Raw genomic sequence first — 16,637 nt, 5'->3', positions numbered from 1 at the left:
TTTTTAAACTCCTTTACCTATATTACAAAAAGCAGCCCAATAAAAAGGTGATTCAAACGGTTTGGTTAAGGCATTTTCATAATTAGCAGCAAAGTATTTATTTAAATATATCTTGTAACCCCAACTGAGTGAGGAGTTAATCAGCCAATCTTGAAAGCCTTTGACTGCCGTATCTCTTAACCAACGTTGTGCTGTATTTAAAGCTAGTACAATATTATTTTGCTGCTGTAGCTCTTCGTAAAATTTAATCATCAATAAAGCTGTAGCATGAGCATCTACAGTCCAAAGGCTACTGACTACATTGGTGCTACCAGCTAACAAAAATCCACTGGATAAACCAATGTATTCATCACTCGTGCTTGTGAAGTCGGTTAAACCAGTTTCGCAAGCAGAGAGAGTGACTAGGCGACAGTTTTCTAGTTTAAAGTGAGTAATGATATCTGCTAAAGTCAGGTTCCCATCAGCTAACTGTAAACCAGAATATTGGGGAGAAGCAAAGTTAAAGTATCCATGACAGAAGAAAAAAGCACAGTTAGCTTTGAGCAATTTTTCATGTAGTGTGACATTGTGAATATTTTCATTAATGCCGAGCAGAATTGCTGACTTTTGGGCTTGATCTTGCTTCAAAATATTAACATCAGTAAACTGTTTTTTGATGGCTGCAACTGCTCCTAAATCTTTTTCGTAGCCTTGATATAAATCTTCTGTAGGGTTTTGGATGGCAAAGAATGATTTAAAATCAGGACGTTGACGCAGTTGAACTTGTTGCAGAATTTGACAACTGGGTGCATAACCTACGCCGTTGGAGAATAAGTCAATTAGGTATGATTCTTTGACAGGTAAAGCATGGAGAGGAAACAGGTGTAAGTAGCGATGAGGAATAAGGATTAATCTGTCGCATTGTTTAGGTACTTGGTCTAAGATTTCCTCAAGATGCAGAATTTCTGCTAGCTTTTTCAGGCGTTGTTCTAGCTGATTCTGCCATTGGATTTTTTCTTTTTCTTCCGGGTTGTTGTAGTCAATTAAATATTCATTTGTCCAATCGATTAAGGCATCTAAGTCTTGTTCATTAGAATGCCAGATGGCTGGGTTATTGCCACAGGTGATAATGAAAGCACGAAAACAATCATTAAAAAGATACCATTCGATAATTGCAGTTTTGTTATCTAAAAGCTTCTGAATTTCTCTAAAGTGGATACTGCTACCAACTAAAAGCAAATTTTCTGGATTTGTTAATGTTGCTTTAGCTAACAGTTCTACTAAATTGCGGGTTTTGCTACGTTCAATATATTCTATTGCCTCCGTATCTCTTGCCAATGCTAGGCAAACTTCCACCATGCGTTTATAAAGTTGATTCCATTCTTCTGCTTGTTTACGCTTGGCTTCTTCGCCAGAAACAATTTCACCCCGCAAAGCTTCTACTGTTTCTATCGCGGTAACAAATTTTTTGTAAGCTGAGTCAAATTGTTTTTCCTCTTGGTATAAAATACCGAGATTTAACAAAGTTTCTGCATGGTTTTGGGGAAAGGCGCTGCGGGTTCTAACTTCGAGTGCCGCAGAATAAGCAGCGATCGCCTTTTCTATATTCTCGGCTCGTTCTCCTAATATTCTCTCACCGTAAGCAATCCCCAGATTATTTTGCGTACCTGCCCAAACAACAGGAAAGGCGCTGCGGGTATAAACTTCCAGTGCAGCAGAATAAGCAGCGATGGCACTTTCAATATTCTCGGCTCGTTCTCCTAATATTCTGTCAGAGTAAGCATTCCCCAGATTATTTTGCGTCGTTGCCCAATTTTCAGGAAAGGCGCTGTGGGTATATACAGACAGTGCAGCAGAATAAGCAGCGATCGCCTTTTCTATATTCTCGGCTCTCTCTCCTAATATTCTGTTACGGTAAGCATTCCCCAAATTATTTTGCGTCATTGCCCATTTTTCAGGAAAAGCGCTGCGGGTTCTTACTTCGAGTGCAGCAGAATAAGCAGCGATGGCACTTTCAATATTCTCGGCTCGTTCTCCTAATATTCTGTCAGAGTAAGCATTCCCCAGATTATTTTGCGTCATTGCCCAATCAACAGGAAAGGCGCTGCGGGTTCTTACTTCGAGTGCAGCAGAATAAGCAGCGATGGCACTTTCAATATTCTCGGCTCGTTCTCCTAATATTCTGTTACGGTAAGCAGTCCCCAGATTATTTTGCGTCATTGCCCAATCAACAGGAAAGGCGCTGCGGGTTCTTACTTCGAGTGCAGCAGAATAAGCAGCGATCGCACTTTCAATATTCTCGGCTCGTTCTCCTAATATTCTGTCACCGTAAGCATTCCCCAGATTATTTTGCGTCATTGCCCAATCAACAGGAAAGGCGCTGCGGGTTCTTACTTCGAGTGCAGCAGAATAAGCAGCGATCGCACTTTCAATATTCTCGGCTCTCTCTCTTAATATTCTGTCACCGTAAGCATTCCCCAGATTATTTTGCGTCATTGCCCAATCAACAGGAAAGGCGCTGCGGGTATATACAGTGAGGGCGATTTCGTAGCCAGCGATCGCAATTTCCATGTTGCTGGCTTTACTACCCAAAGGGAACTGCTGAATCAGATTACTCAAATTACCAATTACTGCGGCGATGGATGTTGCTGTATCTGGTTCCGCTTCTGCTAGGGTATTTGTTGCCCTACGGTGCAATAAATCAGCAAAAATATTATTGAGTTTATCGGTATTTGCTGCCAGCAATGGGTAAATTACTTGAGCATCGCCGTTGCTGTCTGCTGTTGCTTGCAGTATTTCTATTAAAAATTGCCCGTAAGTCTCTATATCTTCTTGAGTGATGGGGGTAGTTTCTGGGGTAGTGAGATATGTTGCTAAGTTTCTCAACCACTCGGCAGTATTTTCCTCTCCCTGCTGGGCAAAATGCTCTGCTGCTGCTACAACAACCTGCACAAAGTCAGCATCTAGCAATTCTGTATTCGCTGCTAATATCTCTGGTTCTTCCCCGCTAGGGCAATCTAGCAGGTTTTGAATTAGCTGATTATAAGCGTGTAAACGCTGTTCGTTCATGAGCAGGTGTGAGTTAGACGCATCTTGATGAAGCTTCAACAATATTATGCTCAATTTCAGAAAAATGAGGGGTAAAAAGTTTTAGATCCTGCTTAAAAAGGCTACGGTCTACACGCAAGTGTGAAATAAGTTAGTCGTCTGAGTTTATGCGTCGGTTTTACCCCACCCTAGCCCTCCCCTTGTAAAGGGGAGGGAATTAGAAATCTTGTCTCCCCCCTTTATAAGGGGGGATTAAGGGGGGTAATCCAGGGAATAGTAAGCACAGTCCAGGAATATGAAAACGCTGATGACAAAGCTGTATAACCAAACTTCAGAAAAGCAAAAACGGCAAACTCTCAGAAACAATATGCCCCCATCTGAAAAAATAGTTTGGGCAAAAATTAGAAATCAACAAATTGAAAGCTGTAAATTTCGCAGACAATACAGTATTGACAGATTTGTAGTGGATTTTTATTCTTCGGAATTGAGACTTGCCATAGAAATTGATGGTGATAGTCACTATCAAGATGGAGTTCCAGAATATGACCGCGATCGCCAAGCATTTTTGGAATCAAAAGGTACGATAATTTTGAGATTTACGAATCAAGAAGTTTATCAAGATATTGATGGTGTGATGGAGAAGATTAGGGAAGTTATTTGTAGGTTGAGGGAAGTTACCCTACTCTAGCCCTCCCCTTGTAAAGGTTTTACCCCACCCTAACCCTCCCCTTGTAAAGGTTTTACCCCACCCTAGCCCTCCCCTTGTAAAGGGGAGGGAACTAGAAATCTTGTTTCCCCCCTTTATAAGGGGGGATTAAGGGGGGTAATCCAACTTGTGTGTATACCTTAGCTTATAAAGGGGAGGGAATTAGATGTTCTAGTTTCCCCTTTCAAATGTTATTTTGGCGATCGCATTTGTTGATTCGGTGTTCGCATTTGTTGATTCGGTGTTCGCATTTGTTGATTTAGCGTTCGCATTTGTTGATTCGGCGATCGCATTTGTTGATTTAGCGTTCGCATTTGTTGATTTAGCGTTCGCATTTGTTGATTCGGCGTTCGCATTTGTTGATTTAGCGTTCGCATTTGTTGATTTAGCGTTCGCATTTGTTGATTTAGCGTTCGCATTTGTTGATTTGGCGTTCGCATTTGTTGATTTGGCGTTCGCTGTTGCTGATTTTACTTATTCTCAAACAACAAATCGAGATAAAAAATGAGTAACAATACAGGCAAACTCGTAATTATTTCGTTAAATCTTTAATGAAATAAATCCACAAAACTACCCATCTCAGAGAAAAGGATGCTCCACTATCTTGAAAAAGGAATTATTAAAAAAGAGGATATCTCATGTCTTTAAGAACTCGTAGTTCTGCTGCTGTTGACAAAGCCCAACTTCGTCTCGCCTTGCTTAAATCCGTTGATGAAAATCTGGATTTAGGACATGGATTAAGCATTGAAGCCTACAACCACCTCATCAACACTACCCGTGCGACGTTAGAAGCTCATAACACGCTTGTGTCCAATCTTGAAGAATCGCGTAAAACAATAATCCAGATGGATAAAGCCCTCTCCGAAATGTCTGAACGAATGCTAAGTGGAGTTGCAACTGTCTACGGCAGAAACAGTATACAGTATTCCAAAGCTGGCGGCTCTAATGCAAAAAGAAATAAACAATCTAGTTCAAAAGTTGCTCCAGTTGTAGCGGTTCTTGCCAGTCAACCTGCTCAAACTGCAATTGCGAATGCGTCAACTAACGGCAAAAGCACGACTCCTTTGCTGCAATAATCCACTTGTTTCATAAATTTAGTGCCGTGTCAAACCTAAATTTGTGTATTAAATGTAAGTTGGGTTGACGTCAGGAAACCCAACATGGATCATGTTGTTGGGTTTTGCAAAGCCTCAACCCAAGCTACGTTTTAATTTATCTGAATTTTATAGTGGCGATCGCCCTTGAGTTACGATAACACCTGCAAATTCCTAGCTGAAAACTACCCTGCTGATTTTGCCAGATGGTTACTTGCATCTGAAACCTCAGATATCCAAGTACTCAAAACCGAACTGAATCTGGAACCAATTCGTGCTGATTCAGTAACATTCCTGCAAATCTCTAACCAAATTCTACATTTAGAGTTTCAGACTACACCAAAATCCACACCCCCACTTGACTTTCGGATGCTGGATTACTACACCAGATTAAAACGAGAATACTGGTGTGATATTGAGCAGGTGTTGATTTTCTTACAAGCCACCTCCTCAGAAATTGTTTTTAATACTCAGTATGTAGACAAGAAAACTAGACACGAGTATCGAGTGATTCGTTTATGGGAAGAAGATCCTACACCACTGCTAGCGAACCCTGCACTTTTACCTCTGGCGACATTGGCGAGAACCGACTCACCCGCAGACTTATTAGAGCAAGTCGCTGCTAGTGTCGATATGATTGAGGAAACAGGCGAACGACAGAATATATCAGCTTGCGTACAGGTTTTAGCTGGGTTGCGGTTTGACAAAAATTTGATTAGACAGATGTTTAGAGAGGAAATTATGCAAGAATCTGTGATTTACCAAGACATTCTGCAAAAAGGATTGCAACAGGGATTGCAACAGGGAGAAGAACGAGGAAAGGAACAGGAGGCACTACAATTGATTCTGCGTTTGTTAACACGTCGTTTTAGTAACATTCAACCTGACGTAGAACAGCAGATCCGGACATTATCTATTACTCAGCTAGAAGATTTAGCTGAGGCGTTGTTAGATTTCACTAGCCCAAATGATTTAGTGAATTACCTCACCAATATCTCCCTACCTCAATCCAATTCAGGAGATTAAGGAAACTCACCATGCTGAGTGATTATTACTAAGCGCTTCTCAAAGCCACAATCGGGTCAAGTTTAGCGGCGCGACGTGCAGGAACAACGCCAAAAAATAGACCAATACCACCAGAGACACCAACAGCCATCGCGATCGCTACAGGAGAAATTGCCGCTTCTAATGGACTTAAGGCTGCTACTAAAAGAATACCACTGACACCAACTGCTGTACCAACTAACCCACCAGCAGCAGAGACGATGACAGCTTCAATCATGAACTGTAGCAAAATATCTTGCTCGGTTGCCCCGATCGCTTTCCTTAATCCGATTTCTTGGGTGCGTTCGGTGACGGAGACAAGCATAATATTCATGATGCCAATACCGCCCACAAATAGAGAGATACCTGCGATCGCAGCTAGCATAATTGTCAATGCACCTGTAATTTGACCAACTGTTTGCAAAGCATCTTTCTGGGTGCGGATAGTAAAGTCGTCTTCACCAGTAAGTTTGTGGCGTTGTCGCAGTAAATTAGTAATTTGAAACTCTGCTGCATCCACACTATCTGCATCTTTAGCTGAAGTCACAATATAGGTTAACTCCAATCCATAGGGAGAAGTTCGACCAACAATTCGGTTTGCTGTTGTGATCAGGGGAACCAATGCCGCATCATCATAATCAACGCCGAGGTTTGAACCTTTGGCTTTTAGCACACCAATCACTTGAAATCTGGTATCTTTGAGCCGCAATTGCTGCCCTATGGGATTGACGTTACCAAAAAGCCTTTCTGCCAATTTCGCACCTAGCACAACAACTTGGTTGCTACGCTTCATATCTATATCAGTGAAAAACCTTCCTTTTTCAGTTTCAAAGTCTCGCACTGCTAAGAAAGTAGGAGTAGTACCAATAATATTGATGTCGGTGTTTTTATTACGGTAAGTAACTACCTGCCGACTATTTAACTCCGCAGTCACTTCTGCTACAGTTGGCACTTGAGAAGCGATCGCTTGAGCATCTTCCAAAACCAGCGTTCTTGGCACATCTCTAGAGACACGCTGAGTCTCCTGATTCCCAGGAATCACAAACAACACATTTGGCCCTAACGATTCCAACTCTTTAGAAACAAACTTTTGTCCACCTTCACCAATGCCAATCATCGCAATCACCGAGGCGTTACCAATAACGATACCCAGCATGGTGAGGGCGCTACGCAGTTTATTCGACAGCAGAGTTTTCCCCGCCATTTTGACACTTTCTAGGAAATTCATTTGCTATACCAAATTGCCCAAGTAAGTCTTGTTTCTCTGCGTTTTAATTACGAATTACGAATTACGAATTACGAATTATTCTGTTCTTTCGCCTTTTCGATTTTGTAGTCTTTAGGAGGATTAATAAATACGCGATCGCCTTCTTTTATTCCTCCTAAAATCTGAGTTTGGTCTTGAATCTGCGCCCCAACTGTGATTTCCCGAAACAAAGGTTTATTGCTTGCATCTGGGATGAGTACGCCAGTTCTGCCCTTTTCGGTGACAATTGCCACAGTTGGCAATACTAAAGCATTATTAACGCGATCGCCCAAAAAAGTTAAGTCTACATTTAAGCCAGAACGCAGTTTATCTGTGCCAGTATTGAGGGTAACCCGCACCTGGAAAGATGTCACACCTTGTTCAACTACTGCTTCTGGAGCAATCAAACGCACCTGACCTTTAAAAACTTGGTCGGGATAAGCATCTGCGACAATTTCCACTTGCTGTCCTTGTCTAATTCTGCCGATATCAGCTTCTGGAACTTGTGCTAACACTTCTAAACCCCGTGCCACAGCGACAATTGAACTAGAAGTTGCTGATGCACTAGTAGAGGCAGAAGTTGTTGGAGTTACAAATGAGCCGATGTTGGCATATTTCTGCGTCACAATCCCAGTAAAGGGAGCGCGGATTACTGTATCATTAAGCTTCACTTGAGCGGCTTCTAACTGAGCCAGAGCAGCTTTCACGGCTGCTTCCCGCTGGGCAATTTCCTCTGGACGCGTACCATTTTCTAACAATACTAATGCTGCCCGTGCTTCAGTAACGGCTGCTTCTTGGCGAGTGATTTCCTCACTGCGAGTACCACTTTGTAAAAGTGATAGTCGTTTTTGCGCTTCCTCTAAACTAGCTTCGGCGGTTTGGTTTTCACTAATATATTGTTCAAGCTGATCTTGAGAAATTGCGCCTTGTTGGGCTAGTTGCCGATATCGTTTTACCCGTGCTTGTGACAGATTCACCTGCGCTTTTGCGGAATTCACCTGCGCTTGAGCTTGTCCAATCTCTTGGGAACGATTACCAGCACGACCTGCGGCAAGCTGTGCTTGGGCTTGTGCCAAACGCGCTTTGGCTTGAGCAATTTCTTGGGGACGATTCCCTGCACGGGCTTCATCTAATTGGGCTTGTGATTGCGCTAAATTCGCACGGTATTGAAGGATTTGTGCTTGAATGTCGCCAATATCCATGCGGGCGAGAATTTGTCCTTGCTGCACGCGATCGCCTTGTTCCACATACAATTGCCCCAAGACTCCGGGGTTCTTTGGACTAATATTCACACTCTGAACTGGCACTACCTTACCACTGGCTGGAATCCGTAAGGTAACATTTTTTGCTGCCACTGGCACTGTAAGTTGTGTAATATCTTCTTTGCTTATGCCTTGATTGAGTAAGGTATAAGTAGTCGTTGTCCCAACAACCACAGCACCCGCTGCCATTAATCCCATCAGCCAGCGCAATGGATACTTAATTTTTTTGCCAATAAAGGGAAGTTCTATATGCGTGGTCATATACGGAAGCTTACAAAATTGCTGTGCGGGAGTAGTTTGAAAGTTGAGGGCTAGGCTAAATATTGACTAATAAACTCTTAAGTAAACAGATAATTAGCTTTCTAATTGCTTAATCTTCCTTCATAGTAGCTGTTAATTTTTCCGTATGCCTACACCTGGATGGGTGACTTTATTATGAGTTAGGCAATGATTTAAGTAGTTCTAAACCTTGTATTAAAACTGCTGAAGTTTCTTCCTAACCTGTTGAGTTTTCTTCATAACCTGTTCGGCTTCTGCTCTAACCTGCTGGGCTTTTTCCATAACCTGCTGGGCTTCTGCTCTAACCTGCTGGGCTTTTTGCATAACCTGCTGGGCTTTCTTCCTATCTTGTTGCACATCTAAGGCGAACTGCTTTGCTACTTCAAGAATGTGCCTAAATTCTGGATTTTTAGTTTGCAGTTGACTGTGGATAAAGCGATCACGTCCTGCTGCCTTTGCTTGATATAATGCTTGGTCAGCGGCAGCGATTATTTCTTCAAAATCAGAATTAGGCTCAGGAATTATTGTTGCTAACCCAATACTTATGGTTACATAAGAACTAACTTGTGAATTCCGATGAGGAATTGCCAGTGTTCGTAAAGCAACAGTAATTTTCTGTGCAATGTAAGTAGCACCAAGTGCATCTGTATTAATTAAAATTACCGCAAATTCTTCCCCACCAAAACGGGCAACTAAATCAGCCGGACGTTGAACCATATCTTTGATGGCTCTAGCAATTTCTATAAGAGCGTGATCGCCCATTAAATGACCATAAGTATCGTTGTAAGATTTGAAAAAATCAACATCGCAGAGCATTAAAGAAAGAGGTTGTCGTTCCCGTGCCATTTGCCGCCATTGCTGGTCAAGATACTCTTCAAACCATCGGCGGTTAGCTACTTGAGTTAAGAAATCGATAGTAGCTACAGTAGCCAATCGCTGCACTTCTAGGTTAGCGGCTTCGAATTTTCGATGTAGCTGGGATTGCTGAATTAAGCATCTTAACCGTTGACGTAAAACTGGCCAGTGAATCGGTTTGATCATATAATCTGTTGCGCCTACTTTAAATGCACGGTCAACTGACTCTTTATCCTCAAGGACTGTAATCATTAAAACTGGAGTGTATTTGCTTTCTTCAACAGACAGCATCAAAGAGCAACACTCAAACCCATCCATACCTGGCATCATAGCGTCAAGGAGTACTAAATCGGGATGCAGCTGATGAAAAGCAGTTAAGGCCTCTATGCCATTTTTGGCTTCCGCTATTCGATATCCTTCCTGCTCTAAGAAAAGCCGTAGTACTTCCCGATTAAATACTTCATCATCAACAATGAGAACTAAAGATTGGTTTCCTTGAAAAGTAGCTTTCATTGTTGTCATCTAATATCTTTTCATCTAGTTCTAATGTTTTAAATAGCAATGGTATTAAAATGCATAGAGCCTCAGAGTTATACCATTTCACGAAATTCTTGATACACATCACTTTTCTTGCTTCCCCTGCCTCAAGAGCTTGCCCATGTATATCAACCTTAAAGTGAAACGGTATTAGATACTCTACGTTAGGTTCTGTTTTGTTTCGTTTCGTAGATACTTTTTTCTGATAAAATCATCTGGTTGAGCAGGTGCTAAGATTTATAACGCCTTTTGCCGCGTCACGCGATCGCCTTTCGTAACTCCAATAGACATCATAGTAAACACATATTAAATTTAAACGCATATTAAATAGCTATAAAAACACCTCGATAAAATTAACGAGGCAGGGGAGGAGAAGTAAGAATGATACATCCAGGGCGGCGTTTTGCAACCCTGTCACCTGCGCCAGTAAGTTAATGCGATCGCCCCTTGAGGGGCTATACTCGACGCAATCACGTTTTTACACTATCCAGAACGATTTCAAAATTGCAGATTTTGGTCATGGTACTTATGCCTCATAGCACGAATTGCTACTAATGTAACCCCAGGCTCTCAACAATACTTAAGTACACATTTACTATGATATCATTATGCAATTACACTCTTTCAGTTTTCACCTTTAGCACTAGATGGGGTTAACAGAAAGACTTTGTGTAATCTAGCGTGAAGCCCTAGTAGTAACAGAACGTTGTAAATTAGCCAGAGCGCGATTGTAATCCAAAATAGCTGAAACTCTATTACCTTCAGCCTGTGTCAGAGCATTTTCAGCATCAATTACCTCTGTTTGAGTTCCTACACCAGCTTGGAACCTCAGCCTAGCTAAATTCAGAGCTTCCCTAGCTTGATTTAAAGCCACACTAGAAGTCTGTACATTATTCAGATTTGATTGTAACTGCGAATAAAATTGTTCTACGTCAAAGCGAATTTGATCACGCTGGGTAGCAAATTGAGTTTCAGCGATCGCAATATCTGCTCTTGACTGATCTGCACGCGCTCTAGCGGCTCCACCATCAAAGACATTGAGACTTGCTTGAAGTCCTATAGAATAGCCGTCAGTAACGCTTACACCATCGTTATATTGGTCTAGCAGATTATAATTACCAGACAAACTAATTTGCGGCCCTAGCTGCGAAAGTGCCTGCCGTCGCTGTTGCTCAGAAATATTGCGTTGTGCTAAAAACTGTTGCAGTTCTGGACGATTTTGAAAAGCTTGGATAATACTTTCTTCTACAGTTTGCTGCCAAAGACCGGCTAATTGCACAGGATCTGCCGCTGTAATATTAACCGACTGTGGCAAACTTAACAAGGTTGCCAGCTGGCGACGAGCAATTGCTTGTTGTGAGAAAGCATTATTCAATTGTTGTTGAGCATTTGCTAAATTAACCTGAGCTTGTAACACATCAAACCGTGTACCGACTCCAGCCTGTAAGCGAGCTTGAGTATCCCGCAGACTAGCTTGAGCATTCTCTACAGCAGACTGATTAATTCGTACTTGTTCATCTGCTTGTTGCAAATCATAGTATTGAGTTGTGGTGTTCAAGTTAATTGTCTGTGCCTGAGTTTCAACAGTGAATTCCTGTACACGTACTTGTTCTTCAGCTGCTCGGATGCTAGCCTCTCGGTTGCCGGAAGTATAGAGATTGTAATCCAGTTGCGCGGAACCATTAAAAGAAGTGGTGGGCTGAGATGGTCTGCTCCTAAAACCATTACCGCTGTTAGTCACACTACTGTTGAGGTTAAGATTAGGAAACAACGCTGCTTGAGCTTCTCGTAGCGAACTCCGACTGCGTTCTAGTTGTAATATTGTTACCTGTAAATCACGGTTATTGCGTTTTGCTAATTCTAAAGCCTGAGCTAAAGTAATTGGCACAGTTCCCTGAATCCTCACCTCCTCTGGCTTGGTAGGGAATTGTAGAGGATTCGGATTGGCATTGAGGTAATTGGGAACTTGCACAGAGTTTTTACTCGTTGTTACAGGAGGATTCTGTGTTTGTGGGAGAGGTGCTGCACTTGCGCTCCCTACTAAAGTTGGGATGAGAAAAGCGATCGCACTTAGCGCACCAGCAAAGCTGAGCGCCACAGTTGCTGGGGTAGAATACACTAATAAGCTGAAATTCATATTTGATGTCTTAAATAAATCAAGTTTCACCGCAACTTTGAGGATGCGAGCAAAAATTACAGTTCTGATTTTAAACCCTACACTGTTACATCCTTTCTTTCCCCCTCCCCTACACCCTTACCCCTTACACCCCTTTTATCCACTCGATACCCTTAGACCTCTTCTGTTTGACCGAATTAACCTACAATCAAACCATCCTGAACTCGGATAATCCTTTTAGTTTGAGCAGCAATATCTGGTTCATGAGTCACAATCACAATTGTGATTCCTTGGTCATTTAGTTCTGTGAGCAACTTCATCACCTCGTAAGAAGTCTCAGTGTCTAAAGCTCCCGTTGGTTCGTCTGCCAAAACCAATGCAGGTTTGTTAACCAAAGCGCGAGCAATTGCTACCCGTTGTTGTTGTCCCCCTGAGAGTTGACTGGGACGGTTAGCAATCCGCTCTCCTAACCCTACTCTTTCCAAAGCTTCTAATGCCCTTTGACGGCGTTTTGGTTTGGGCAAGTTGGCGTAAACCATTGGTAACATCACGTTTTCTAAGGCTGTCGCCCGCGCCAACAAATTAAATTGTTGAAAAACAAAACCTATTCTTTGGTTGCGTACATACGCTAATTCATCGTCATCAAAAGTAGTTAGGTTTCTACCTTCAAAAATATAGTTTCCACTTGTCGGACGATCCAAGCATCCCACAATATTCATCAGTGTGGATTTACCCGAACCTGATGTACCCATAATGGCAACATATTCCCCTTCTTCAATAGAGAGTTGAATTCCCTTAAGTATGGGTACAGTAACTTCTCCTAAATAGTAAGTTTTAGTAATGGATTCCATCCAAATCATTGTTGCCATATTATGTAGTGCTGAGTGCTGAGTGCTGAGTGCTGAGTAATGAGAGTTTATTTAGCGTTGGAGGCTAAGTTATTTTGGTTTTTTTGTCTACTAACTGATATGCGAAGACCGCCAATAATTTTGGCTACTTCTTCTGCTTGATTTATGAGTTGGTTAAACTTGACTTGCTCAATGTAGCCGACATCCAAAGCTACATAAAGTTGAGAACGTAGTTCTGCACAAGATGATTTTGCTATAGCAAGAAACTGATGAAATTCTCCTAAATGAGTTCTTTCAAAACCTTCAGCAATGTTAGACATAATAGAAACTGCTGCCCTTTGTATTTGTCCAGATAGCCCAAAGTCTCTAGCAAACCCACCTTGTTGAGTTATTAGATAAATCTCTTTAGTTAAAATTCTTGCTTTTTGCCAAGCTATCAAATCTTCAAACCTTTCAACTTTACTCATTTTATTGATAACTCCAATCTTAAAATTGACAAATCACAACTTAAAAATTAACATTCAAGATTAAACAAACTCTCAGCACTCATTACTCTGCACTCAGCACTGTTTTAATCGCTTCTTAAAGCGGCAATTGGATCTAATTTAGCGGCGTTGCGTGCTGGAATTACCCCAGCAAGTAAGCCAACGGTTAAAGAGAGTCCAAAACCAGCAATAATCGATAAGAAAGAAATCACAAACGGAAACTTAAAAATAGTTGCAGCAGCAAAGGCAATTAATATACCACTCGCCATACCAATCCCTCCACCAAAAGTGGAAATTACGATCGCTTCGGCTAAAAATTGATTTAGGATTGCAGAATTGGTCGCTCCTACAGCTTTGCGAATGCCGATTTCTCGCGTTCGTTCCACAACGGAAACCAGCATAATATTAGCAATCCCAATACCCCCAACAACTAGAGAAATACCAGCGATCGCTACCACCATGATTGTAAATAAACCCACAACATTGGTGAAGGTGCTAACAATATCAGCTTGGTTGGTTAGCCGGAAATCATCGGCTTGCGGCGGATAAATATTGTGCCGTAGGCGTAAGAGATTAGTTACTTGAAACTGAGCAGATTCTAACTGCTGTTGATTAGCACCTTTGACTAAAATCCCATTCACAGAAACGCCTGTTAAAGCATTGTTACCAACTAATCGCTTCGACATACTAGTTAGAGGAATGAAAATTTGATCATCTCGATCCATCGGCCCTTGCGAACCTTTAGATTCCATGATGCCAATCACTTCATAAGCCTCGCCCTGAATTCTGATTTTTTCGCCTAATACATTGCCCGACTGTCCAAAGAGTGTGTTTTGAACTGTCGGGCCAAGAATGGCAACTTGTGAAGCAGTATCTAGTTCTTCTTGAGTAAAATATCTCCCTTGTTGAGGATGAGTATTTCTGACTTCTGGGTAGTTTAAATCTGTACCATAAATGGTTGTAGAAGTGTTCTGTCCTCCATAAACCACTTGTGCCGTGCGTTGTAGATAAGCAGAAACCATCTGAGCAGATGGGGCTTGTGTAGCGATCGCTTTGGCATCTTCCCAGGTCAAAGTACTGCTAGAACCTACTCCTTGGCGCACGTTTCCATTTCTGGCCGCACCTGCTAAAACTTGCAAGACATCTGTACCCAAGGCTTGTATTTGTTGCTCAACGCCCTTTTGCACGCCCTGACCGACAGAGGTAATGGCAATGACTGAGGAAATACCAATAATTACGCCCAACATAGTTAATCCTGTGCGTAATTTGTTACTCCACAGGGTCTCTGCCGCCATTGACAAGATTTCTAAGAACGAAACTGTGCGGGTATTCTTAGCTTTGTAAAAACCCTTAAAAAAACCCTTAAACATATTGTTGTATTTTAAATTAAGCTGTTGCACCTATAATTTGTTTTGTTAAGAGTCAAAAACTTCTTCCCCTGCTTCCCCTGCCTCCCCTGCTCCCCTGCTCCCCTGCTGCCAATATGAAAAATTAAATGTCTCACAGCTTACCTTTAACGGGAACCACGGCCAGAACGGCCGCCTCCATCTAGGCTTTGAGAACGACCACCACCTCCTCCTACACCAGGAAAAACTCCTCCTCGTGGTGATGATTGCGGTCGTGTTCCTGCTGGGAAACTCAGCAATACTCTCTCGTTTCCTGTCAATCCAGATTTCACTTCGGTAAACCTATCCACTGTGACGCCAGTTTCGATGCGAGTAAATAAAGGTCTGTCATTATTATTTCTTGCAACTAACACGCCTGTAGCATTTTCTTGGCGCACTACTGCGGCTGTTGGTACTACTAAAACATTTTTCAATTCACCGGCTTTAAAATCTGCTGCCACATTCATCCCTGACCGCAGTAACCTTTCGGGGTCTGAGAGTGAAACTTTGACTTCAAAACTGGTAACGTTTTGCTCTACTACAGATTGAGCAGCGATTTGGCTAACTTTACCTTCAAAGGTTTTTCCTGGATAGGCATCTGCTTTAATGGTGACTGGTTGACCAAGGCGGATTTTAGAAATATTTGTTTCAGCTAAATTGGCTACAACTTCATTTGTAGAAGCCAAAGCCAAAATTGAAGAAGAAGAAGAAGAAGCTACTTCACTACTAGCAGTTGTGGGTGTCACAAAAGCGCCTGGATCAGCGTACTTTTTGGTTACTACACCATCAAAAGGTGCGCGAATTACTGTGTCATTGATTTCGGCTTGGATGTTTTGCAGTGAACCACGAGCAGATGTAACCTGAGCGCGAGCTGCGTCTATGTCTTCTTTACGCGTTCCGGCTTTGAGAAGTGCTAGGGCTTGCTGTCTCTGCTTGACCACAGCTCTTGCTTGCTCGATGTCTTCCGGACGTGATCCAGCCTTTTGCAACGCTAGTGCTTGCTGTGCTGCATTCACTTGGGCTTTGGCACTATCACGATCTGCACGACTTTGGTTTAAGGTTTGCAGAGAAATACCACCAGCGTTGTAAAGTTGCTGATTGCGAGTAAGATTATCTTCGGCTTTACTCAGAGCAGCTTGGGTGTTTTGTAACTGTGCTTGAGCTTGGCCAATATCTTGAGAGCGATTACCTGCGATCGCTTTTTGCAAATTCGCTTCGGCTTCGTCTAATGCTCCTTGTGATTGACCAATTTCTTGCGAACGATTACCTGCGATCGCTTTTTGTAAATTCGCTTCGGCTTGTGCCAATTGTCCTTGAGCAGAAACAAGTTGTCCTCGCAGATTAGAATCATCCATGTAAGCTACAATCTGCCCTTGTTTGACGTTATCTCCTTCCTTCGCTAACAGTGATTTCAGGATGCCAGAATTTTTCGGGCTGAGGTTGATTGACCGCTCAGGTTTGACTGTGCCGTTAGCTGAAACTGTGATTGTTAAGTTCTGCCTTTCTACAGGTCTTGTCAGCACTCGGCGTCTGGCTTCTTGACGGGAAACTACGGTTAGTTGATAATAAACGGCGTAGCCAATTCCACCCACAAGGCAAATAGCGAGTAGCCAAGGTAGCCAACGATTCTTATTCTTTTTTTTCACAGATGGTGGAACCAAAGTCGATGAATCCACTGTATGCGACGTATCAATTTTCATATTTACTTCTAGTTTAGAAAAAAAGGCTACCGAGTTAGTTATTCACGGCTGTC

General features: G+C 42.2%; 13 protein-coding genes. 3 read left to right on the top strand and 10 right to left on the bottom strand.

Annotated features, from left to right (window positions below; genetic code table 11):
* Positions 1-3 precede the first annotated feature (3 nt).
* Complete coding sequence (locus WKK05_RS25305; protein ID WP_341525801.1) at positions 4-3,048, bottom strand: CHAT domain-containing tetratricopeptide repeat protein; 3,045 nt, start codon at positions 3,046-3,048, stop codon at positions 4-6.
* A 286-nt stretch (positions 3,049-3,334) separates the two neighbouring features.
* On the opposite strand from WKK05_RS25305, the gene WKK05_RS25300 reads away from it, so the two are divergent.
* Entirely contained in the window at positions 3,335-3,715 is a 381-nt protein-coding gene (locus tag WKK05_RS25300) for an endonuclease domain-containing protein (RefSeq protein ID WP_341525800.1), read from the top strand.
* A 209-nt stretch (positions 3,716-3,924) separates the two neighbouring features.
* Here the strand turns inward: WKK05_RS25300 and WKK05_RS25295 are convergent, their stop codons facing one another.
* The gene (locus WKK05_RS25295; protein ID WP_341525799.1) at positions 3,925-4,173 is read right to left on the bottom strand and encodes a hypothetical protein; all 249 of its coding nucleotides are present in this window, start codon (positions 4,171-4,173) and stop codon (positions 3,925-3,927) included.
* A 198-nt stretch (positions 4,174-4,371) separates the two neighbouring features.
* On the opposite strand from WKK05_RS25295, the gene WKK05_RS25290 reads away from it, so the two are divergent.
* Together WKK05_RS25290 and WKK05_RS25285 are read left to right on the top strand one after the other, a co-directional pair.
* Complete coding sequence (locus WKK05_RS25290; protein WP_341525798.1) at positions 4,372-4,809, top strand: hypothetical protein; 438 nt, start codon at positions 4,372-4,374, stop codon at positions 4,807-4,809.
* A 165-nt stretch (positions 4,810-4,974) separates the two neighbouring features.
* Positions 4,975-5,853, top strand: coding sequence for a DUF4351 domain-containing protein (locus tag WKK05_RS25285; protein ID WP_341525797.1), 879 nt, complete (start codon positions 4,975-4,977; stop codon positions 5,851-5,853).
* Positions 5,854-5,881: 28 nt separating this feature from the next.
* Here the strand turns inward: WKK05_RS25285 and WKK05_RS25280 are convergent, their stop codons facing one another.
* The 8 genes from WKK05_RS25280 to WKK05_RS25245 all read right to left on the bottom strand — a co-directional run bounded on the left by WKK05_RS25280 (position 5,882) and on the right by WKK05_RS25245 (position 16,584).
* Entirely contained in the window at positions 5,882-7,099 is a 1,218-nt protein-coding gene (locus tag WKK05_RS25280; protein WP_341525796.1) for an ABC transporter permease, read from the bottom strand.
* Positions 7,100-7,167: 68 nt separating this feature from the next.
* On the bottom strand, positions 7,168-8,640 hold the full coding sequence (locus tag WKK05_RS25275; RefSeq protein ID WP_341525795.1) for an efflux RND transporter periplasmic adaptor subunit: 1,473 nt from the start codon (positions 8,638-8,640) through the stop codon (positions 7,168-7,170).
* Between the two features lie 213 nt (positions 8,641-8,853).
* Positions 8,854-10,026: a diguanylate cyclase gene (locus WKK05_RS25270; protein ID WP_341525794.1), complete on the bottom strand. Its 1,173-nt coding sequence runs from the start codon at positions 10,024-10,026 to the stop codon at positions 8,854-8,856.
* Positions 10,027-10,726: 700 nt separating this feature from the next.
* Positions 10,727-12,187, bottom strand: coding sequence for a TolC family protein (locus WKK05_RS25265; RefSeq protein ID WP_341525793.1), 1,461 nt, complete (start codon positions 12,185-12,187; stop codon positions 10,727-10,729).
* Between the two features lie 176 nt (positions 12,188-12,363).
* Positions 12,364-13,035 carry an ABC transporter ATP-binding protein gene (locus WKK05_RS25260; protein ID WP_341525792.1) on the bottom strand — a complete coding sequence of 224 codons (672 nt, stop codon included), beginning with the start codon at positions 13,033-13,035 and terminating at the stop codon, positions 12,364-12,366.
* 47 nt (positions 13,036-13,082) lie between these two features.
* Positions 13,083-13,481 carry a four helix bundle protein gene (locus WKK05_RS25255; RefSeq protein WP_341525791.1) on the bottom strand — a complete coding sequence of 133 codons (399 nt, stop codon included), beginning with the start codon at positions 13,479-13,481 and terminating at the stop codon, positions 13,083-13,085.
* 104 nt (positions 13,482-13,585) lie between these two features.
* Positions 13,586-14,869, bottom strand: coding sequence for an ABC transporter permease (locus tag WKK05_RS25250; protein WP_341525790.1), 1,284 nt, complete (start codon positions 14,867-14,869; stop codon positions 13,586-13,588).
* A 143-nt stretch (positions 14,870-15,012) separates the two neighbouring features.
* On the bottom strand, positions 15,013-16,584 hold the full coding sequence (locus WKK05_RS25245) for an efflux RND transporter periplasmic adaptor subunit (protein ID WP_341525789.1): 1,572 nt from the start codon (positions 16,582-16,584) through the stop codon (positions 15,013-15,015).
* Positions 16,585-16,637: the final 53 nt, after the last annotated feature.

Source organism: Nostoc sp. UHCC 0302 (assembly GCF_038096175.1).
GTDB lineage: Bacteria > Cyanobacteriota > Cyanobacteriia > Cyanobacteriales > Nostocaceae > UHCC-0302.
Note: the sequence above shows the minus strand (reverse complement) of the source record. Positions and strands in the feature narration are given on the sequence as shown.